This window comes from Vallitalea longa (assembly GCF_027923465.1).
Taxonomy (GTDB): domain Bacteria; phylum Bacillota; class Clostridia; order Lachnospirales; family Vallitaleaceae; genus Vallitalea; species Vallitalea longa.
Map to the genome: position 1 here is coordinate 42229 of NZ_BRLB01000007.1, position 22262 is coordinate 64490.

The window sequence follows — 22262 nt, forward strand, 5'->3', positions numbered from 1 at the left end:
TTTGCTACCTCCTATAATCAGATATTCTGTTTTTCCATTCTTATTTTTTTTACTTTTTCTATTGCATTAATTATATTTTCGTATCCTGTACATCGACAAAGATTACCTGCCAAACGTTTCTTTATTTCTTCTCTAGTATATTCTTCATCACTTTCAATAATAGGCATTGCTGACATAATAAATCCTGGTGTGCAAAATCCACATTGAACAGCAGCTTCGTCTATAAAAGCTTGTTGTATATCGGAGATATTACCATTTTCATCCATTAATCCTTCAAGTGTACGTATTTCTTTCCCTTCTGCCCACATAGCTAAATATATACATGAATCAAAAGTTTCCCCATTAATAAGGACAGTACAAGCTCCACATTCACCAACTTCACAACCTTTTTTGACACTTGTGAGATGAAGTTGATTCCTAAGCACATTAGCAAGTGAATCCCTATCATCTATTAATAGATGTCTTGGTTCATCATTTACTGTAAAATTCAAAATGATATCAGCCATTATATAACCTCCCATTTGTCTATTGCTTGTTTTAATGCACGTTTACTTAATTCTTTTGCAAGTTGGAGCCTTAATACTTTTGAAGCTCTCCATGAATCTCGAGGTTTGACTTCTGTTACTGCCATAGAACCGAATTTCTCAAACATTGTATCACTTATCTTCATACCTTTGATAGACTCCTCAGTCTTTGGACATCTCATGGGTATTGGTCCAGCAACACCATAAGCCAATCTAACATCTTCAATACATGACTTATTATTATCTAACTTACATATAACAACACATCCTATAGTTGCAATATCCATCGCATTACGCATGGCATACTTAATATAGCATCCCGTATACCCTTCATAGTCTTCTTTATCTATATATATTGCTGTTAATATCTCACCTTTCTTCAAATCAACTTTACCAGGTCCTAGATAAAAATCTGATATAGGAATTATCTTCTTGCCTTTTTCTCCAGTTATCTCAATTTTAGCATTCAACGCAAATAACGTTGAAGCACTATCAGCACTGGTAACCCCATTACACACATTACCACCAATAGTCCCTATATTCCTTATCTGAGGTCCTCCAACCTGATCAACCGCTTCCCCCAATACAGGAACATATTTCTTAATGATCTCATCATTAGTTATATGTGAAAAACTAGTTAAAGGTCCTATCTTAATCCTACCATCACCATTAATAGAAACCCCTCTAAGCTCATCTATCCCATAAATACTAACCAAAGAACACCCAGCTAATTTTCCACTATGTATCTTGACAAGTATATCACTCCCTCCCGCAATAACGAGAGCACTTTCATCCTCCAACAAATGCTTAACCGCATCATCTACCGAAGAAGCCTGATATATCCTTTCAATATCATACATACTAACTCTCCCTTCTCAATGAATTAATAAATCATAATCAATACTAATTAAATAAGCCCTTCCTCAATAAACCTTTCCACAAGCCTCTGTGGTGTCAGTGGTATAATATTAAAATTAACACCTGTGGCATGATAAACAGCATTCCTTATAGCTGGTGCAACAGGAATTGCAGGTGGTTCACCTAGAGCTTTATTACCAAAAGGACCTGATATATCATAAGTATCAACAAATTGTGCTTCAAGATGCGGTGTATCCATAACAGTAGGTAATTTATAATCCAAGAAGTTATTATTGAGAGGTTTACCTGTCTTTTCGTTGAACAACATCTGTTCACTTAATCCATAACCTAAACTCATACTCATTCCACCATGAACTTGAGCTGCGGCAAGTTGAGGATTAAGTACTTTACCGCAATCATGAACATTGATTACTTTATTAATTTTAATTTTTCCAATTGCCATATCGACCTCAACATCTGCAAAACATGCTCCAAATGAGAATGTATTCGATTTACATTGATTAGTTACGTCAGCTGTAATATGAACGGATTTTTCCACATTATAAAGTGCATGTGTAGCAATTTCTTCTAAAGATGCTAGAATATCACCATTTTCTTTATTAACAATCATACTATTTTTCAGTTCAAGACTTCCCATAGGTAGTTTCAACATAAAATTGGCATGTTCTATAATCTTTTCTTTCAATTCTAGAGCAGCTTTTTTAGCAGCCATTCCTGAAACATATGATTGTCTTGAGGCATAAGCTCCTGAATCATAAGGTGTTACATCAGTATCTTGAGTTGTTACTAGATGTACATTCTGTACAGGAATATCAAGTACTTCTGCTATCATTTGTGTAAATATAGTGTCTGCACCTTGACCTATTTCAGTAGCACCCATTTGTACTTGAACAGAACCATCCTGATTAAGTACAAGCCTACAAGAAGCAGTTTCCAACAATATAGGATAGACACCTGTCGCATAACTGAATATGGCCATTCCTACACCTTTACGTATTAATCCTGTCTGATGTTTATATTCTTCTATCTTCTTATCCCATTCAATATATTCTTTGCCTTTTTCGATACACTCATCAAGCCCATAGCTGTAACATTTAATACCATTATCTTCATAATCAGGTTTCATCATATTTAGCTTTCTGATATTGACTACATCAATATCCAACTTCCTGGCAATATCATCAATATGTGACTCAAGGGCAAATGTAATTTGTGGTATCCCATATGCTCTCATCGCTCCAGATGCTGGCATATTGGTAAATACACTATACATATCACCTTTTATGGCTTTTTCATCATTGTATATCTGTTTACTGGCATTTCCAGCTTTAGAAGTAATGCTGTGACCATGAGATGCATAAGCACCTTTGTTGCCATATACCTCTATCTTTCTTGCTACAAAACGACCATTCGGTCTTACATAACTTTTAATTTTGATTTTCATGGCATGACGTACTCGAGTATTAACAAAAGCTTCTTCTCTAGAAATGTTTAGTTTTACACATCTTCCACCAACTATATAAGATAAATAAGCATTGAGTGGTTCGTAGAGAGCATCTTGTTTGTCTCCAAAACCACCACCAATATAAGGCTTGATGATTCTAATCTTGCCCCAGCCTATTCCTAGTGCCTGCCCAACTATTCTTCTTATTATATGAGGAATCTGAGTTGAAGTTACAACTACCATTTTACCGGCTTCAGCATATGCATAAGATATTGGAGCTTCCATGTGGCAATGTTTTACCATAGGAGTTATGTATTCACCTTCAATAAGTATCAGACCTTCTTCTTTTATTGCTTCATCATAATTACCTATTTGATAGTTAGAGTGAGTTAAAATGTTATTAGGAAAATTTTTGTGGATAGGTCTGGCCCCTTGTTTTAATGCTGCATCTATTGACATTATAGGTTCATATTCTTCATATTCTACTTTTATTAATCTTATTGCTCTTGTAGCTATCAGATCACTTTTAGCTATAACAGCAGCTATATCATCACCATAATATCTGACTCTTGTATTAAGTAATTTTCTGTCTGCAATATCTGCATGATGTATATCTAGTGACAAAGGGTGCCCAGATGTGGGAAATGTAATGTCTGGAACATCAAAACATGTTATTATTTTTATTACTCCTGGAAGTTTTGATGCTTCACTTATATCAATTTTTTTAACTATTCCATTAGCGATAGTACTATGAAGTACTTTTGCGATAAGTGCATTATTCAATAAATAATCATTTGTATAACGTGCACGTCCAGTAACTTTTTCAAAAGCATCTACTCTTTTAATACTTTTTCCAATACTCATTTATTCCCTCCTCGTACGATTACATTAATCCCATTTACGTTTAGTAGGGTTTTTACTGAGTTTATCAAATAACTCAGCGGGATCTTTTATTTTACTGAGTAAAATCATTGATGCTATAATATATGGTTTGTAACTTGCCTGCTTATACAATGGAGAACGATAGCGATTAAATACAGATCCAGCAACTTCCCCTGATTTACAACTGATATCTGTTATGTCTGCTGGCAAACAATGCATATATAACGCTTTACCATTCTTGGTTGTATTCATCAATTCTTCTGTACACTGCCAATCAATATGTTCTTTATTCTGAGCTAACAATTGTTTCTCAAGTTCATCTATACCTTTCATATCACCTTGACCGTACAATTCTGTTCTTTTTTCCATAGCTACATAAGGTGCCCAGCTTTTTGGATAAACAATATCTGCATCCTTAAAAGCTTCTTCCATGGAATTTGTTTTAGTGAATGTTCCACCTGATTCTTTTGCATTATTACTAGCTATGCCTTCAATATCTGACATTATTTCATATCCTTTTGGATGAGCTAGAACTACATCCATTCCCATACGAGTCATTAACCCGATTATTCCTTGAGGAACAGAAAGTGGTTTCCCATAAGAAGGAGAATATGCCCATGTCATAGCTATTTTCTTGCCTTTCAAATTATCAATCCCATTAAAATGATGAATCAGGTGGAGTAAATCTGCCATTGTCTGTGTTGGATGATCTATATCACATTGGAGATTTACTAAAGTAGGTATCTGCTCTAAAATTCCATCTTCATGACCTTGTCTGACGTACTTAGAAAAATTACGAATGTATTTGTTACCCTTACCTATGTACATATCATCACGGATTCCTACTACATCTGCCATAAAAGATATCATATTTGCAGTTTCTCTGACTGTTTCGCCATGTGCTATCTGTGATTTCCCTTCTTCTAAATCCTGTACTTCAAGTCCTAACAAATTGCATGCTGATGCAAAACTGAATCTTGTTCTAGTAGAATTGTCACGGAAAAGAGAAATACCAAGACCACTATCAAATATTCGTGTAGATATATTTTGTTCTCTCATATATCTAAGTGTATCTGCTACAGTAAATACTGCTTCCAATTCATCTCTTGTTTTCTCCCAAGTCAAAATAAAATCATTATTATACATATTTCTATAATCTAGTTCTTTCAGCTTTTCTATATAAAAATCAATACCTTTCATGTCATTCTCCTTTACTTATTTATTTAATTACTATAGCTTATTGGTTACAATATATTGTTGGTAATGCTGCATATACAGCAGCACACTTAACTAAATCTGCTTTCCAAGTCTTTTCGTTAGGTGCATGCGCTTCTTCTTCTTTACCAGGACCTAAACCGATACATGGAATATTATACCTTCCCATTATAGATACACCATTTGTAGAAAATGTCCATTTATCAACTTTAGGAGTACCGAACATTCCTTTGTAAGCTTCTACCATAGCTTTTACTGGTAGACTCTCTTCTGGAATAACCCATGTTGGGAAATAACAGTCAGTAGGATAAGTTAAGTTAGTCCAGCTTGGTCTAGTATATTGATACATGCTAACTTCTGCACCATATTTTTTTACAGATGATAACATACGGATTTCTTCTAACGCTGTTTCGTAGGTTTCACCATCAGTCAATCTTCTATCAATTGATATTGCACACATATCAGCTACAGCACATCTTGAAGGTGAATTGAAGAAAGTCTCTGAAACTGCAAGAGTTCCTTTACCCAAGAATTCATCATAATGCAATTTTTCATTAAGTTCTCTTACTTCTCCAATTATCTCTGCCATTTTGTATATTGCATTATCTCCACGTTCTGGCGCTGATCCATGACAAGATATACCTTTAACTTCTACACGGATTTCCATACGTCCCCTATGTCCTCTATATATATTACCGTTTGTAGGTTCTGTAATAACTACGAACTCAGGTTTAATCTTATCTTCGTTAATTATGTATTGCCAACAAAGTCCATCACAATCTTCCTCTTGTACCGTACCTGTAACTAATACTGTATATTTATCATCTATCAAACCTAGATCTTTCATGATTTTGGCACCATAAACACTAGCAACAATACCACCTAATTGATCTGAAGAACCTCTTCCTCCTATTTCTTCCTCATTTTCATATCCAACGTATGGGTCAAAATTCCAGTTGGTTTTTTCACCGAGTCCTACAGTATCAATATGGGCATCAAATGCGATCAAAGTCTTTCCTGATCCCATGTATCCCAATACATTACCCATTTTGTCGATTTCAACTTTATCGAAACCTACATCATTCATTTCTTTAGCTATACGTCTTATTACTTCTTCTTCCCGACAACTTTCTCCTGGAATAGCTATTAGCTCTCTCAGAAACCTAGTCATTTCTTGTTCATAATCATTAGCTTTCATTTTTATAGCATTAAAATCCATTAATAAACCTCCTAAAATATATTTTTATTTAATTAACCTCTTATTTGATTGAAGTAAATATTATAGTAGATTGATGGTAAAATTTTAGTTATAAATTAAGAAGAGCTGAATTATGTTATAATTATTAGCGTTTTACATCTATATAATTGTATATACTGTATTTTGATATGCCAAAATATTTTGATATCTTATCTCCTGATTTAGTAATTAGAAAAGCACCTGCTTTATTCAAGAATTGTATAGATTTTATTTTGTCCTCTTTACTCATCAATGCTACAGGTTTACCAATCATCTTAACAGATTGCTCTATTAAATTATCTAATAAATCATTAACATTTTGTGGTATTTCTTCTACTTCTTTTTTCTCATCCTTATGATTCAACAAACTTTTTATTGAATTCTCAGCTATTGTAAGTTCAGTAACATCATAATTTATGCAAAAAATACCTATAGGTTCTTTATTCTCGTCTCTAATATATATGCTACTTGATTTTAATACTCTACCGTCATGAGTTTTAGTTAAATATCCTATAGAGTCTTCTAGTGAATCATTATCATTATTTATTGTATCTAGAACTATATGAGAGGCGCCATCTCCAATTTTCCTATTGGTCACATGACCGTTTTCAATCTCAATAATAGTTTTTTGCAAACTATCAGACTTGAGGTCGTGTATTACAACTTCACAGTTGCTACCAAAATGATTTACAATACCTTTTGCTAATCTTTTTAAAAAATCTAAATTCATATCATCATTCATTTTAAAAACCCCTTAAAAAATTACTTTAATTGAATTAAAATCAATTTTATGGTTACAGTATATCATCATAAAAATAATAATTCAATAAGTTTTTACAAAAATATTTTTATTTTACAAAAATATTTTTATTTTCTTTTGACTTTTGATATCTTTGGTGGTAGTCTGTTAATATAATAATATATTCATATACTAATATTTATTGTTAAGTCTATATTATATATACGTTTCATATGTATTTTATTATGCAGTTAATATAATTAATCAATTTAATATAATTAGTTAATTATATTAACTCTGTACCAAATATTGGCTTATTATATTAAGTATATTATTACAAGGAGGGTTTATATGATTTTATTAGGAAATGGAAAGTTAATAACCAGAGATGAAAATAATCCATTTATAGAAGATGGTTGTGTCTGCGTTAAAGATAACTTTGTCTGGGACATAGGAAAAACTAAAGATATGAAACAAAAATATCCTAATGAAGAATTTATTGATGCGCAACAAGGGTTAATTATGCCAGGTTTGATTAATACACATCATCATATATATAGTTCTTTTGCAAGAGGATTATCTATTGATGGTTACAATCCCCAAAAATTCACTGAGATTCTAGAAGGTATGTGGTGGAAAATAGATGAATCTCTAACGTTAGATGATGTTAAGTATAGTGCCTATGTAACATATATAGATTGTATCAAGAATGGAGTTACAACAGTATTTGATCATCATGCAAGTTATGGTGATACAAGTGACAGCTTATCCCAGATTTCAAGTGTAGCTCATGAAGTAGGAATTCGTACTTCCCTATGCTACGAAATTTCTGACCGTAAAGGTAGATCTGAGATGGAAAAAGCCGTAAAAGAAAATATCAATTTTATCGACTATTGCAAAAGTGATACAAGAGATATGCAAAAAGGTATGATGGGACTTCATGCTTCATTCACATTATCTGATGAGACTCTTTGCTATATTGCAGAAAATATGCCAGCTGATACTGGATATCATATTCATGTATCTGAAGGCATTGAAGATTTATACCACTCCATGAAAAAATATAATAAGAGAGTAATAAATCGTTTATATGATATGGATATACTAGGTCCTAGAACTCTGGCTATACACTGTATCCATATTAATCCGTTAGAGATGGATATTTTAAAAGAAACTAATACAATGGTTGTCAACAATCCTGAATCAAATATGGGTAACGCTGTTGGTTGTACTCCTATCTTTAAAATTCTAGACAAAGGAATAGTTCTTGGACTAGGAACTGATGGTTATACCAGTGATATGTTAGAATCAATGAAAGTCGCTAATATTCTTCACAAACACAATAGCTGCAATCCATCTGCTGCATGGAACGAAGTACCACAAATGCTATTTGAAAACAATGCTACGATTGCAAATCGTTTCTACAATAGACCTTTGGGCACAATTAAAAAAGGTGCATACGCAGATGTAATTATAGTTGATTATGATTCTTATACACCACTTAACTCAAATAATTATAATAGTCATATTTTATTTGGTGTAAATGGAAGAAATGTGAAGACGACAATGATAAATGGTAAATTATTAATGAAAGACTATAAATTGATAGATATAGATGAAGCCAAGATTAATGCTAAAGCGAGAGAACTTTCAAGTATTTTGTGGAAAAAATTCTAAAGAGGTGGTAAAAATATGAGTGATAGAATGACTCCTATACCTTTTGGTAATATTGTAGAATGGATAATGGATGAATATAATAAATACAATACTATATTTGGTGTAAGAAAATCAGTACATATAAAAACTGGAAATAAAATTAATCTGTTTAATGAACATATGGAACTTCCATTTGGTCCTGCTGCTGGTCCTCATACGCAATTAACTCAGAACATAGTTGCTGCTTATGTAGCTGGGTGCAGATTCTTTGAATTGAAGACCGTGCAGACAATAGATGGTGAAGATCTACCTGTATCAAAACCATGTATTAATGCTAAAGATGAAGGATACAACGTTGAATGGTCAACTGAACTAACTGTCAATCAAGCATTCGAAGAATACGTAAAAGCTTGGTTTATATTAAAATTATTATCCAAAGAATATGATTTTGGAGATAATGATGGATTCATATTCAACATGAGTGTCGGTTATGATTATGATGGAATAACTTCACCTAAGATAGATACATTTATAGAAGGATTGAAAAATGCTTCTACAACCCCTATATGGGACAAATGCAAAACATATATAATTCAAAACATTAATGAATTCAATAAAATAGATAAAGCTTATGTTGATAATATTTCTCCTAATATTTGTACATCCATTACATTATCTACTCTACATGGTTGTCCTCCAGAAGAAATAGAACGTATAGCTTCATACTTATTGAAAGAAAAAGAACTTAATACTTTTGTTAAATGTAATCCTACTCTTCTAGGATATGATTATGCAAGAAATACTCTTGACACTATGGGTTATGATTACTTGGTATTCGATGATTTTCATTTTAAAGATGATTTACAATTTGAAGATGCTGTACCTATGTTTCACAGACTCATGAATACTGCTACAAAAAGTAACTTGATATTCGGTGTGAAACTTACTAATACTTTCCCAGTAAAAATTGCCGATGATGAATTACCCGGTGAAGAAATGTATATGTCGGGACGATCTCTATACCCTCTATCCATTGCATTAGCATACGAACTGGCAAAAGCTTTTGATGGTAAATTAAAAATCTCTTACTCTGGTGGAGCTTTTGCATTAAACATTGATAAAATTGCAAAAGCCGGTATATGGCCAATAACTATAGCTACTACTCTACTGAAAACAGGAGGTTATGAACGTTGTTACCAAATAGCAGATATACTAAACAATCTTAATTATAATGATTATTATCAGATGGATGTAAATAAGCTAAAAGAATTACGAGATGAAGCAATTGATAATCCATATTATAGAAAACCTATAAAGCACATAGATACTAATAAAATAAATAAAAAAGTACCATTGATTGATTGTTATATCCCTCCATGTAAATATGGTTGTCCCATTAATCAAGATATACCCTACTATATTAATCTAGCAGGGGAAGGAAAATATGAAGAAGCTTTAAACGTTATCATTGATAGAAATCCTCTTCCCTTTATTACGGGTACTATTTGTAGTCATCCATGTACATCTAAATGTACCCGTAATTTTTATGACGAACATGTAAAAACACGTGATATTAAATTACAAGTTGCAAGAAAAGGTTATAACTCATTAATGAAAAAATTGACATCCCAACCTAAAGAAATATCTCACTCTAAAGTTGCTATTATCGGAGGAGGTCCAGCAGGATTAGCAGCAAGCTATTTCCTTGCAAAAGCAGGTATGGATGTAACTATATATGAAAAAAGAAATTCATTAGGTGGAATTGTGAAACATGTTATTCCTGAATTCCGTATACCATCTGATCACATTCAAAATGATATAGATCTCATAAAAAAGATGGGTGTAAAAATTATTCTTAATCAAAAGATAGATAATATCACTGAGTTAAAAACAATGGGATGCGAATATATCATTTTAGCTGTTGGTGCTTGGAATCCGATTAATCTAAAAATAAATGGAATAACCCCAATTAATGCTCTAGATTTTCTTGAAAATGTAAAATATAATGAGGATTATTATAACCTAGGTCAAAATGTAGTTGTTGTAGGTGGTGGAAATACTGCTATGGATACAGCAAGAGCTGCTAAAAGAATTAAAGGAGTCAAAAACGTTCACTTGGTTTATCGAAGAACCAAAAAATACATGCCAGCTGATGAAGAAGAGTTATTACTAGCAATAAAAGATGGAGTTATTATTAAAGAACTGCTATCTCCTGTTAAATATGAGAATGGTAAAGTGAATTGTAATAAAATGATGCTTGGGGAATTAGATGAATCTGGTAGACGACGTCCTGTCAAAACAGAACATACAGTAGATCTACCAGCAGACTCTATAATATCAGCTATAGGTCAAAAAACAGATATTCAGTTGTTCAACAATAATAATATTACAACAGAAAATAATTCTGTTAAGATTAATAATGAAACATGTGAAACTAATGTTGAGAATATATATATAGCAGGTGATGCACTTCGTGGTCCCTCAACAGTAGTAGAATCAATAGCAGATGCAATAAAGGTTACATTATCAATTATACATAAAGAAAATATCGATACTAATGAAGTTTTCCAAGACTTCCTATGCAATAATGATATGAAAAAAGAATTAAATAAAAAAGGTAAAATAGAATATTATAGTAGTATTAATAATGAAAATAAGCGATGCTTACAATGTAATGTAATATGTGAAACTTGTGTTGATGTATGTCCCAACCGAGCAAATGTAGCTATACATGTAGATGGTAAGTCAATGAATCAAATAGTACACATAGACCGCATGTGTAATGAATGTGGTAACTGTGAAACATTTTGTCCTTATCTAAGTGCACCGTACAAAGATAAATTCACTCTATTTAATACAGAAGAAGACTTCATGAATAGTACAAATCAAGGATTTTATATGATTGACCAAGAAAAAAAAGAATGTAAAATCAGGTTGGATAATAATATTATCCATATTAATCTTGATACCAAGCCCACTCAATTACCTAAAGATATCTATGACTTAATTATTACAGTATGTCAAAAATATAGTTTTTTAATGAGGTGATTCTATGTCGGATTTCATTGTAAACGGACAACATGTTACAGTTAATAAAAACCAAAAATTGATTAACTTTCTTAGAGAAACATTAAATCTTACTTCAGTCAAAAATGGATGTTCTGAAGGTTCATGTGGAGCATGTATGGTTCTAGTTAATGGTAAAGCTACTAAATCATGTGTATTATGGACCGATAAGTTGACAGGAAAAGAGATTACTACTGTTGAAGGTTTTACAGACAGAGAAAAGAATGTGTATAGCTATGCATTTAAGGAAGCCGGTGCAGTTCAATGCGGTTTCTGTACACCTGGTATGGTAATTAGTGCCAAAGGTCTAATTGACAAAGTACCAGATCCTAATGAAAAACAGATTAGAGAAGCTATCAAAAATAATATTTGTAGATGTACTGGTTATGTAAAAATAGTTAAAGCTATAGAATTAGCAGCAAAACTGTTAAGAGAGAATGTAACTATACCCCATTGTTCTTTTCAAGGTTTGGTTGGAGAAAATATGCATAGAGTCGATGCCATATCCAAAGCTATAGGAGAAGCTAAGTATGTTGATGATATGCGTATAGAAGGAATGATATATGGAAGCTGTGTAAGGAGCAAGTACCCTCGTGCTATAGTTAAAAAAATACATACTAGAGAAGCAGAAAACCTTAAAGGTGTCACAGCAGTAATTACTGCAAAAGATTTGCCTGGTTCACCCAAAATAGGTCACCTGAAAAAAGACTGGGATATTCTAATCAAAGAGGGTGATTGTACAAGGTGTTTAGGTGATGCTATTGTACTTATCGGTGCAGAAACCAAAGAAATATTAGAAGAAGCTAAATCATTGATAGATATTGAGTATGAAGAACTAAAACCAATAACATGCCCAACAGAAGCTCTAGCAGAAGATGCTCCACTTATACATGAGGATGGTAACATATTGTCAGTAGAACATCTTGTAAGAGGTAATGCTGATAAAAAAATCAAAGATTCCAAATATGTAGTAACCAATCACTATAGTACTCCATTTACTGAACATGCTTTTCTTGAACCCGAAAGCGCAATTGGTGTACCTGGTGATGATGGTACAATAACAATTTATTGTGCCGATCAAGGTATTTATCAGACTCACAAAGAGTGTACCGAAGCTCTTGGAATTAATAAGGATAAAGTAAGGGTAATAAGTAAAATGGTAGGAGGTGCTTTTGGTGGTAAAGAAGATATGACCGTCCAACATCTTGCAGCTATACTTGCTTACAAAACCAATAGACCTGCCAAAGTTTCTTTTACAAGAAAAGAAAGTGTACTTGTCCATCCGAAACGTCATGCAATGGAAATGGACTTTACTACAGCCTGTGATGAAAATGGATATTTCACAGCTATGAAAGCTACAATTATCTCTGATACAGGAGCTTATGCCTCATTGGGAGGACCTGTTCTCCAAAGAGCCTGTACACATGCTGCTGGTCCATATAATTATCAAGATATTGATATATTAGGAAAAGCTGTTTACACAAATAATCCACCTGGTGGAGCTTTTAGAGGTTTCGGAGTTACTCAAAGTTGTTTTGCAACAGAAAACAACATCAATAAACTAGCTGAATTAGTTGGTATCTCACCTTGGGAAATACGATATAGAAATGCTATCAGACCCGGTCAGACACTTCCTAACGGACAAATTGCTGATGAATATACTGCATGTGCCGAGACACTAGAAGCAGTAAAAGAAGATTATGATAGTGTTAAAGGAGCTGGAATCGCTTGTGCAATGAAAAATGCTGGTCTTGGAGTCGGTATTCCAGATACAGGAAGATGCAGGTTGATAATAAAAGATAATAAAATCTATACATATACAAGTGCAGCCTGTGTAGGCCAAGGTCTTGCTACAGTTATTACTCAAATGATATGTCAAGTGATTAATGTATCACCAGAAATAATTGTACACAGTACACCAGATACTTTTTTAACTCCTGATTCAGGTAACTCAACTGCTTCTAGGCAAACAGTATTTACAGGTGAAGCTGCCAAAATAGCTGCTGACAAACTAAAAAAAGATTTGGTCAACAAGTCCTTAAGCGAATTAAACGGCAAAGAATACTATGGTGAATATACTTGTATAACTGATCCTATGGGAACAGATAAAAAACATCCATACAGTCATGTTACTTATAGTTATGCAACACATGTTGTCATATTGAATGATGATGGAACCGTAAAGAAAATTGTGGCTTGTCATGATGTTGGAACTCCAATCAATCCAAAATCCATTGAAGGTCAAATTGAAGGCGGATCTGTTATGAGTCTTGGTTATGCTCTAACAGAAAATTATCCTCTAGATAATTGCAGACCTACTGCTAAATTTGGAACTCTTGGACTATTCAAAGCCAATAAAGTTCCTGAAATAAAACCTATTATTGTAGGTAAAAAACATAATGGACTTGCACATGGAGCGAAAGGGATTGGAGAAATCTGTTCGATAGTTACAGCACCAGCTGTTTCACATGCATATTATAACTATGACGGTGAATTCAGAACAAGTTTACCACTTATTAATACACCATACAGCAAGAAGAAAAAATAATATCACTCATACTTAAATTAATTCAATACATACATAGAGAGTAATATGTTTTATTACTCTCTGTATTTTTACTTTTATACAAAAAGAGTTTTTATTTTTATTTTTACATTCTATCAGGGACTTCTATGCCAAGTAGATCCAAACCATTAACTAAGATATCCTTAACTAAAATAATTAGTTTTATCCATGAACGTTGTTTTTTTATATTTTTCTCAGTAATTATTTTATTATTATTATAGAATTTATTAAATTCATTAGATAGTTCATAAATATACTGACATATTTTATTGGGAGCATATTCAATAAAACTATTGGTGACTATTTGATTAAACAAAGTGAGTTTCAACATTAATTTGCGTTCACTTTCACCAGTTGGTGATATAATTGATACATCTTTATCATTCAAATCCCCTTCGATTCTATAATATTTTTCAAGAATAGATTTTATACGGACTACGGTATATAAAATATATGGACCAGTATTCCCTTCAAAAGAAGTAAACCTCTCAATATCAAAAATATAATCTTTTGATAACTGATTTGATAAATCGCCATATTTAAGAGCTGCTAAACCTACTTTTCTAGATATTTCCTTAGCTTCTTTTGTGCTTATATCATATTCTTTTACTCTATCATAAACTATTTTTATTAGTTCATTGATGAGATTTTCAAGACGCATAACATTCCCATCACGAGTTTTAAAGGGTTTTCCATCTTTACCATTCATTGTACCGAATCCTAGATAAGTCAGTTTCGTGCCTTCTGAAACTAGATTGCTCTTCCTAGCACATCTAAAAATCTGTTCAAAATATAATTCCTGTCTTTTATCCACAATATAAATTATTTCATTTGGATCATATGATTTATTTCTTTCATAAATAGTTGCTAAATCAGTCGTACCATAAAGTGTAGCACCATCTGACTTGACTAATATACAAGGAGGCATTTCTTTCTTATCTGTATCTTTTTTTACATCAACAACAAGTGCTCCATCGCTAATATATGCCACTCCTTTATTCTTAAGATCTTCTATTATATCTGGTATATATCCTTGTACATCACTTTCTTTCTTCCATAAATCAAAATGAACATTCAACATATCATAGTTCTTCTTTAAATCATCAATCGAAACATTAAGAATATGTTTCCATAATGCAATATACCCTTTATGTCCTTTTTGAAATAAATAGGTGTTTTTCTTGGCTTCTTTTAAGTATTCACTATCACTCTTAGATATATTACTAGCCATAGGATATATTTCTTCAAGCTCAGATATATTAAAAGGTGGTTCCTTTGGATACTCTCCTTCATAGTTTGAATCAAAATACACCAAATCTGGAAAACGTCTTTTCATCTCAGTGATGATTAATCCAATTTGCAACCCCCAGTCACCAAGATGAACATCTCCTAACACTGTATATCCAAGGAATTTTCCTATACGCTTAATACTTTCCCCAATAATAGCTGGTCTCAAATGACCTATATGAAGCGGTTTAGCAACATTAGCTCCACCATAATCTATAACTATAGTTGTACCAGTTCCTCTCTTCTCGCAACCAAATGATATATCATTAGCCATATCATTTATGTATTCAAGAATTAAGCCATCATCTACACTAATGTTTATAAAACCAGGTTTCACATATTCTAATTTTTTAAAACAGCTAACATCCCCAAGTTGAGTCATAACCTCTTCTGCAATAACTTGCGGTGATTTATGGTACTCTTTCGCTGCTCGTAAACACCCATTACATTGAAATTGACACAAATCAGGTCTATTTGACAATGTAACTTTCCCATACACTGAATCATAATTACATCTCATAAACGCACCTTTTAATATATCACTAATCAAGTCCTCTATCATTTTCATAATCGTAAACCTCCTTCTAGAAATAGTTAAAAAAAACGCCTCTTATATAAAAAGAGACGAATAAATCCGTGGTACCACTCAACTTGATTGCAAAACAATCCACTTATAACTTTAACGCAGTTAACGTCAAACCCTAACTAATATTAGCTCAGGCAGCTTCTCCAAGTTCCTCTTCTCCTTATATGACCTTATAGGACTTCCACTCTACTCCTACTCGCTTTTAGATCCATTATAAAGATACTTTTCTCTTCATTGAATTTAAACATTTTATATATTTTCATCCTATAATTGTCAATTGATAATTTAATTATTTTTTTGATATTATTTATTAATATAAATATCTAACTTTAATACTATGTGACTTTTCTAATAGAAAAAAATTATTTTCTATAAGTCAATATAGCTTCTAATACTCCTCCTGCTACTGCTCTAGCTTTATCGGATATAGTAAAACAATAATCAATTTTCCCTCTAGGATCAATATCCCCTATCTTAAAATTTTTAGTAACCTCTATACCAGCTTTAATTAGTCCTCTTACAACCCCACTAATAGGAGCTAAAACAGGCAAATCATTAACATAACCTACACAATCACCTTTTTCAACAATATCACCTATCTCTGATATTGTATCAATGACACCGATACCAGGAGAACGAATAACTCTTTCCCAACTATACCCTTCTATATTACCTGGAATTCCTGTATTTTTTTCTGTCTCTCCATCATAGATAACTCTTCCGAGATTATGTCCTCTATTAGTCTCTATAACAGCATGAACATCTTTATTAGCAATAAATCCTGGTCCTAATCCAATTACAATAGGTGCTATTGCTTTGTTGGTTCCTAAATTTTTCTTGGCTAGAATACCATCTATAACAATTTCAGGTTGAAATCTATCTATACTATCACAATACTCATCAACTAAAACCGGAATGATATTACCATCAAGTTTATCCTTAGCTTCTTCAATACTATTTACCCTAACAGCCTTAACCCCTTCAATTGTAATTTCATTTTCATATATGGCATTAGCAAAAGAAACCGTTCTTCTAATAACCGTAGGCTTCTCAATTTCCAATACAATCACTTTAAAACCACATTTTGATAGTCTATGTATAGTTCCACTTGCAATGTCTCCTCCGCCTCTGACAATAACCAAATTTTTATTCATTATCCATCAACTCCTTGATAGTCAAATAATCCTCCCAAGTATCAATATCCATACCGCATATGTTTTTAGCTATATCTACATAATATACATCATTAGGATTATTCTTAATTATATTTCTACCACCTATATCACCTGTAACATTCATTAGTTCCTCTTTCCATTTTGAACTAAACATGACTGGATTGCCTCTTTTGCCATTATATCTTGGTACAATAATACTTTCATTTCTTTCATGAAAGTTTTTTATTAATGTTTTTATTGTACTAATAGTTAAAAAAGGTTGATCACCATTTATAAACATATAACCATCTGTATTGGACGATTCTTTTAATCCACATCTCAATGAACTACTCATACCTTTGGATGACATTTCGTTATAAGCATATTTTATATCATGATTTTCGATTATTCTCTTAACATTTTTGTTTCGGTATACTAATATAATTTCTTCAAAACCAATATTAACTACCGTTTCTACAACATAACTGATCAATGGCTTGTTATTAAGTTTAATCAATAACTTCTCTTCTTTGAATCTTCTTGAAAAACCCGCTGCTAATATAATGGCTGTTATCATGATTTATCTTCCACCATCGTTAATATGGGATTTTCCTCTTTAACATTTCCAATTAATACTTTTGATATGTCATTACTTTCATTTATTATGTTTTCAGCAAGTTTTTGAGCTTGTAAAAGCTGTTCTTCATTAAATACTTTATTAAGCAAAACAACCTTTGGAATATGTTTATTGCATTCTTTGAATAAACCATCTTTTGAAAGGATTAATTTTAAAATCGTATCGTAATTAATTCTTTCACCTAATTTTTGGTTAACGATACCAGAAAAAATATTAGCTCTATGTACCCATTTCTCATCTATCATCTTATCGATTATATCCAACCCAATACAACCAATCATCAGTGTTGCACATTTAGGTATTACTGGTTCATACCAAGTTGGTGCTTTAATTGATTTTCTTTTAGCGCCATCACATTCAATAATGACAGAATCATAGTTACCCTCTGTACATAAAGGTTTGACCCAATTTCTATCAATACCTTTTAATTTCTCATTATTATAGAAAATTGTTTTTCCTATAATTGTTATTGAACCTAATGCCAATCTTTTGGATTCTAATATTAATTGTCCCAGATCATTAGAAATAATTAAATTATCATAATTCTTGGACATAGGATAATAAATTGCTGTAGTTGTAGTAAGTAAGACTTTCTTATCCTGCTTGATTAATTCTTTTGAAATGCTATACATTGTAGTAGTTTTACCACCAGCGCCAATCAAACATATTATATTTTTACTATTTGTATCTAGTTCTAATGCATTTAAAAGATTCATTTCAACTATCCTTTCCTAGTTTAATACCTTTATTTTATTAGCTAAATCATATTTTTTAATTATTTCTTCTAATGAATCTTTTCTGATTGTTATATATAGTTCACAGTTATTATCTAATAGTTCCCTAAAAATTGTATGGAAACACTTATTGTGTAATTCAAGAGGTCCTATCTCATCTAAAAATATAGGTGTAATATTTTTCTTGATAAACTTTCTAATAGTATTCTCTATATTTTCTAAAGTGTCTTTAGAAAAGCTATATGGTCCTATTTTACAAGATTCACACCAAGAGTCTGTTAAAAAATCTTCTCTTAGAACCATAAGCTGTTTTTGCCTAGTAGATAATTGCATTATCTCGTAACTATGAACTTTATTACCAATCATATTTTTTATTGAAACAAAGCCATCTCCCATTTGCAATTCATCATATAAATTAATGATTTTCGTTGTTTTACCTGAATTGATTTTTCCTGTTATAACATTTATCATAAGCATTCCTTTCCACAAACAACATAATAAAATGCATCTAGTTATCTATTAATCCATTATTCCTTAAATGCTTATGGCCTTTTTTACCATAACTTATTGCAAGAATTTCTGATGCTATTGAAATTGCTATCTCTTCAGGTGAACATCCGCCTGTATCTAACCCAATAGGAGAATAAAGATTAGACAAATCTACTTTCCCAAATTTATCATGAATTTTATCTAGAAATGTTTTCAATTTCACTTGTGAACATAACATACCAATATACTTAGGTTTTAACTTAAGTTCTAAAACTTTATTAATGACATTAAAGTCATTTTTATGAGAAGGAGTACATACTATAATGTAGCTATTCAAATCCAACTCTTCATTTTCAATAAAATTGACATATGTAGATTGAACTTTTCTATTAGCACATTCTACAGTATCATATATATCTTTACGATCATCTATAACCGTAATATAAAAATTCATTTTACTTAATACTTTTGTAAGGGCTTGTCCCACATGTCCGGCGCCAAAGATATATACTTTCGCTTTAACCCCTATGTATTCATAAAACAAAGTGACTCTACCTCCACATGCCATTGGTAATACGGTTTCTCCTTCTGTAACTACTTCACCTTCATTTAAAATATATTTTTCCAACTTGCTTTGTTGAGATATTAGCAATTCTCTACACTTTTGCTTTGCATAATATTCCAGTGCTCCACCTCCTACAGTCCCTATAGAATTGTCTTTACCATCAACAAGCATTTTTTTCCCGACCGTCACAGGGGTATTACCTGTCATTTCAATAACTGTAACCATGATACAACTTTGACCCCTTTTTTTCATACTTATAAGTTCTTCATAAATATTCTCCATATTTTCACTCCATTCTTAGAGCTGATTTTAAAAACACAGTTACATTAATAATATGTAACTATATTATAACTTGTATGAAAATATTTTGTCAAATACTGTTTGATGTAGAATATATTAGTTAAGATTGACTATATAATCTACCTACACTATAATAAGTTTATATACTTAATAATAAAAATACAAAGGTATGATATTGATAAAGTTAAAAAAGCTTATATAGCTTATAATTAGAACTCATATAGTAATATAAAATAGAAACGGACTGTTTATGATGGTTAGTATATATGGAATAAAAATAAACGATGATATAGATAAAAATATTTTTAATAAACTTTTGTGTATCGTATCATCAGAAAAAAAGAATAAAATTCTGAAATTTAGATCTAAAAAGGATGCTCAAAGGTCTCTATTTGGAGACTTATTGGCAAGATACGTTATATGTAATAAATTGAACATAAAAAATGAACAATTAGAATTCGACGTTAATAAATACGGAAAGCCTAATCTTATTAGGCCTGAAGGTTACCATTATAATATATCCCATTCTGGCGATTGGGTTGTATGTGCATTTGATAATCACCCTATAGGAATAGATGTGGAAGTTATTAAACCCATTGATTTTAACATTGCAAAAAAATTCTATACAGAATTTGAATATACTGACTTGATGAATCAAAAAGAGAATAATCGATTAAATTATTTCTATAGACTTTGGACATTAAAGGAAAGTTATATAAAAGCTGATGGAAAAGGATTATCTATTCCATTAAATTCATTTTCATTTTCCATAAATAATCAAGATATAGAATTAATGACTGAAAATGAATTTAATTCTTGTCTATTCTGGCAGAATGAAATAGATAATAAGCATATTGTCTCTGTTTGTTACTTGAAGGGAAATATCGATTCTATAAAAATAATAAATCAATCAAATATATTGATGTCTCCATTTTTTTAGTGTTCGATACAATAGCTTCCATTACTTTTCCTTACTTTTTATCTTGAATCTGATTTTTTTGAATTTGGGCAAAATGAATCTAAATAGTTTATATACTAAATTATTTATAACTAAATCAAATTCACCGATAAATTCCACAAACTCACCATCAAAACCTTTTTTGAACTTATAGAGTCCATATAGTGGATTATCTGGATTCAAATCACCTGATACTCCTCTAAAATCATACATATAGCAGTCCAGATCTATGGTATCTTCAATCATCTTCCACTGCATAATGTAATTAGGCATTGTATCTCGTAATATATTGTCAGAAGCACCATAAGAATACCAACCCTTGCCTCCATAATATAAATATATCGCACCAGCTACATAGATGTCTTCTTGTCCTTTATATTCAGAGATATCTTCTATTCTGTTGCTAAAACTGTATATCTGTCTTTGACAATCGGCAATTCTTTTTTCTATATCTGCTATTTTTTTGTTTAGCTTTTCCAATTCTTGTTCTGCCATAGTTTCTTGCAGCAATGACTGGGTATTTATTTTTCTCTTCTCTAATCTATCTATATTTTTTTGTTGCTGGTCAAGATTGGATTTTAATCTATTATAATCGGAATCATAATTATATTTAACCATATATAATCTGCAATATGGAATTTTTTCAATCATGTTTTTGAAATATTCTTTTGGTCTAGTTATGAAATTATCTCTTTTACCTGTAATCACCATTTTTTCTTGGAATATACTTAATATCTTATCTGTAATATTATTCTTATCATATACTTCTACACTAAGACCTCTTTTTTTTGCTACTTTAATATTATATTTAGTTTTCTTGGAAAAGTTATCATATATAGATTTCTTTCTATCCATTAAGTTTTTTTCCATATCGAAATACAATCTGAAAACAAAATTAGGTTGTATGTTCTCGAAATTTTTTGTATTCTTATGATTGTATCCAGTATTAATTAATATATTTTTTATCTGGGTCCCCAATTCAATTTGTTCTTCATTTTCATTCAGATGAATATCTGGATCGATAGATATAAATGCTATTTTATTTTTCTTTCCATATTCTTTTAGAAACTTGGTGAATTCAGTTACTAAGTTTTTATTTTCATAATTACAGTTGAATCCTCTAGGTATATATCCCATATAATGATTGATATATGGTATCCTTCTTAATAAAATTACACATGATAGCAATAGATTCCCATTGTTATCATATCCTCCAAAATATTTTGCTTTCCATTCGCTTTTTAAATCTGCCCAGTAGGATGTTTGGAAAATATGTCCCCTATTTTCGTAATTGAATTCGTTCAATTGTTCTTTATCTATTTCTATAAAATTATACATGAATAA

At 31.4% G+C, this 22262-nt stretch carries 17 protein-coding genes and 1 other annotated feature; of the genes, 4 read left to right on the plus strand and 13 right to left on the minus strand.

Annotated elements, in window-relative coordinates; genetic code table 11:
* Positions 1–17 precede the first annotated feature (17 nt).
* The 6 genes from xdhC to QMG30_RS12610 form a co-directional block, all read right to left on the minus strand.
* A complete protein-coding gene (gene xdhC / locus QMG30_RS12585) occupies positions 18–506 on the minus strand; it encodes a xanthine dehydrogenase subunit XdhC (protein WP_281815869.1) in 489 nt (162 codons plus the stop codon).
* Positions 506–1384: a xanthine dehydrogenase subunit XdhB gene (xdhB, locus tag QMG30_RS12590; protein ID WP_281815872.1), complete on the minus strand. Its 879-nt coding sequence runs from the start codon at positions 1382–1384 to the stop codon at positions 506–508. The genes xdhC and xdhB overlap by 1 nt, the downstream gene beginning before the upstream one ends.
* A gap of 47 nt (positions 1385–1431) precedes the next feature.
* Positions 1432–3711, minus strand: coding sequence for a xanthine dehydrogenase subunit XdhA (xdhA, locus tag QMG30_RS12595; RefSeq protein ID WP_281815875.1), 2280 nt, complete (start codon positions 3709–3711; stop codon positions 1432–1434).
* Between the two features lie 24 nt (positions 3712–3735).
* Positions 3736–4929, minus strand: a complete 1194-nt coding sequence (ygeW, locus tag QMG30_RS12600; protein WP_281815876.1) for a knotted carbamoyltransferase YgeW — start codon at positions 4927–4929, stop codon at positions 3736–3738.
* A gap of 37 nt (positions 4930–4966) precedes the next feature.
* Complete coding sequence (locus QMG30_RS12605) at positions 4967–6163, minus strand: YgeY family selenium metabolism-linked hydrolase (RefSeq protein ID WP_281815877.1); 1197 nt, start codon at positions 6161–6163, stop codon at positions 4967–4969.
* 124 nt (positions 6164–6287) lie between these two features.
* Complete coding sequence (locus QMG30_RS12610; RefSeq protein ID WP_281815879.1) at positions 6288–6923, minus strand: helix-turn-helix transcriptional regulator; 636 nt, start codon at positions 6921–6923, stop codon at positions 6288–6290.
* Between the two features lie 348 nt (positions 6924–7271).
* On the opposite strand from QMG30_RS12610, the gene ssnA reads away from it, so the two are divergent.
* The 3 genes from ssnA to xdh are packed head-to-tail and all read left to right on the plus strand — an operon-like array spanning position 7272 to position 14190.
* Positions 7272–8597 (plus strand): putative aminohydrolase SsnA, encoded by a 1326-nt coding sequence (ssnA, locus tag QMG30_RS12615; RefSeq protein ID WP_281815882.1) that lies wholly within the window; start codon positions 7272–7274, stop codon positions 8595–8597.
* Between the two features lie 15 nt (positions 8598–8612).
* The gene (ygfK, locus tag QMG30_RS12620) at positions 8613–11624 is read left to right on the plus strand and encodes a putative selenate reductase subunit YgfK (RefSeq protein ID WP_281815885.1); all 3012 of its coding nucleotides are present in this window, start codon (positions 8613–8615) and stop codon (positions 11622–11624) included.
* Between the two features lie 4 nt (positions 11625–11628).
* On the plus strand, positions 11629–14190 hold the full coding sequence (xdh, locus tag QMG30_RS12625; RefSeq protein ID WP_281815886.1) for a selenium-dependent xanthine dehydrogenase: 2562 nt from the start codon (positions 11629–11631) through the stop codon (positions 14188–14190).
* 103 nt (positions 14191–14293) lie between these two features.
* Here the strand turns inward: xdh and argS are convergent, their stop codons facing one another.
* The 6 genes from argS to QMG30_RS12655 form a co-directional block, all read right to left on the minus strand.
* Positions 14294–16063, minus strand: a complete 1770-nt coding sequence (gene argS / locus QMG30_RS12630) for an arginine--tRNA ligase (RefSeq protein ID WP_281815887.1) — start codon at positions 16061–16063, stop codon at positions 14294–14296.
* A gap of 49 nt (positions 16064–16112) precedes the next feature.
* Positions 16113–16325: a binding site (T-box leader), on the minus strand.
* 118 nt (positions 16326–16443) lie between these two features.
* Positions 16444–17235: a selenium-dependent molybdenum cofactor biosynthesis protein YqeB gene (gene yqeB / locus QMG30_RS12635; protein WP_281815889.1), complete on the minus strand. Its 792-nt coding sequence runs from the start codon at positions 17233–17235 to the stop codon at positions 16444–16446.
* Positions 17228–17812: a molybdenum cofactor cytidylyltransferase gene (gene mocA, locus QMG30_RS12640; protein WP_281815890.1), complete on the minus strand. Its 585-nt coding sequence runs from the start codon at positions 17810–17812 to the stop codon at positions 17228–17230. The genes yqeB and mocA overlap by 8 nt, the downstream gene beginning before the upstream one ends.
* Positions 17809–18588, minus strand: coding sequence for a selenium cofactor biosynthesis protein YqeC (yqeC, locus tag QMG30_RS12645; RefSeq protein ID WP_281815892.1), 780 nt, complete (start codon positions 18586–18588; stop codon positions 17809–17811). The genes mocA and yqeC overlap by 4 nt, the downstream gene beginning before the upstream one ends.
* 15 nt (positions 18589–18603) lie before the next feature.
* A complete protein-coding gene (locus QMG30_RS12650; protein WP_281815893.1) occupies positions 18604–19077 on the minus strand; it encodes a nucleoside-triphosphatase in 474 nt (157 codons plus the stop codon).
* 37 nt (positions 19078–19114) lie between these two features.
* Positions 19115–19942, minus strand: coding sequence for an XdhC family protein (locus tag QMG30_RS12655; RefSeq protein ID WP_281815894.1), 828 nt, complete (start codon positions 19940–19942; stop codon positions 19115–19117).
* A 268-nt stretch (positions 19943–20210) separates the two neighbouring features.
* On the opposite strand from QMG30_RS12655, the gene QMG30_RS12660 reads away from it, so the two are divergent.
* Positions 20211–20900, plus strand: coding sequence for a 4'-phosphopantetheinyl transferase family protein (locus QMG30_RS12660; RefSeq protein WP_281815897.1), 690 nt, complete (start codon positions 20211–20213; stop codon positions 20898–20900).
* A 21-nt stretch (positions 20901–20921) separates the two neighbouring features.
* Here QMG30_RS12660 and QMG30_RS12665 read toward each other — a convergent pair whose 3' ends face one another.
* Positions 20922–22256, minus strand: a complete 1335-nt coding sequence (locus tag QMG30_RS12665; RefSeq protein WP_281815899.1) for a peptidoglycan bridge formation glycyltransferase FemA/FemB family protein — start codon at positions 22254–22256, stop codon at positions 20922–20924.
* Positions 22257–22262 lie beyond the last annotated feature (6 nt).

Bases quoted from the DNA above. Each gene is read 5' to 3' on its own strand.
- ygeW (WP_281815876.1), bottom strand. From the start codon at position 4,929: ATGAAAGGTATTGATTTTTATATAGAAAAGCTGAAAGAACTAGATTAT.
- QMG30_RS12665 (WP_281815899.1), bottom strand. From the start codon at position 22,256: ATGTATAATTTTATAGAAATAGATAAAGAACAATTGAACGAATTCAAT.
- QMG30_RS12660 (WP_281815897.1), top strand. From the start codon at position 20,211: ATGATGGTTAGTATATATGGAATAAAAATAAACGATGATATAGATAAA.
- mocA (WP_281815890.1), bottom strand. From the start codon at position 17,812: ATGATAACAGCCATTATATTAGCAGCGGGTTTTTCAAGAAGATTCAAA.
- xdhA (WP_281815875.1), bottom strand. From the start codon at position 3,711: ATGAGTATTGGAAAAAGTATTAAAAGAGTAGATGCTTTTGAAAAAGTT.
- yqeB (WP_281815889.1), bottom strand. From the start codon at position 17,235: ATGAATAAAAATTTGGTTATTGTCAGAGGCGGAGGAGACATTGCAAGT.
- xdhC (WP_281815869.1), bottom strand. From the start codon at position 506: ATGGCTGATATCATTTTGAATTTTACAGTAAATGATGAACCAAGACAT.
- QMG30_RS12605 (WP_281815877.1), bottom strand. From the start codon at position 6,163: ATGGATTTTAATGCTATAAAAATGAAAGCTAATGATTATGAACAAGAA.
- QMG30_RS12655 (WP_281815894.1), bottom strand. From the start codon at position 19,942: ATGGAGAATATTTATGAAGAACTTATAAGTATGAAAAAAAGGGGTCAA.
- xdhB (WP_281815872.1), bottom strand. From the start codon at position 1,384: ATGTATGATATTGAAAGGATATATCAGGCTTCTTCGGTAGATGATGCG.
- ssnA (WP_281815882.1), top strand. From the start codon at position 7,272: ATGATTTTATTAGGAAATGGAAAGTTAATAACCAGAGATGAAAATAAT.
- yqeC (WP_281815892.1), bottom strand. From the start codon at position 18,588: ATGAATCTTTTAAATGCATTAGAACTAGATACAAATAGTAAAAATATA.
- QMG30_RS12610 (WP_281815879.1), bottom strand. From the start codon at position 6,923: ATGAATGATGATATGAATTTAGATTTTTTAAAAAGATTAGCAAAAGGT.
- xdh (WP_281815886.1), top strand. From the start codon at position 11,629: ATGTCGGATTTCATTGTAAACGGACAACATGTTACAGTTAATAAAAAC.
- ygfK (WP_281815885.1), top strand. From the start codon at position 8,613: ATGAGTGATAGAATGACTCCTATACCTTTTGGTAATATTGTAGAATGG.
- QMG30_RS12650 (WP_281815893.1), bottom strand. From the start codon at position 19,077: ATGATAAATGTTATAACAGGAAAAATCAATTCAGGTAAAACAACGAAA.
- argS (WP_281815887.1), bottom strand. From the start codon at position 16,063: ATGAAAATGATAGAGGACTTGATTAGTGATATATTAAAAGGTGCGTTT.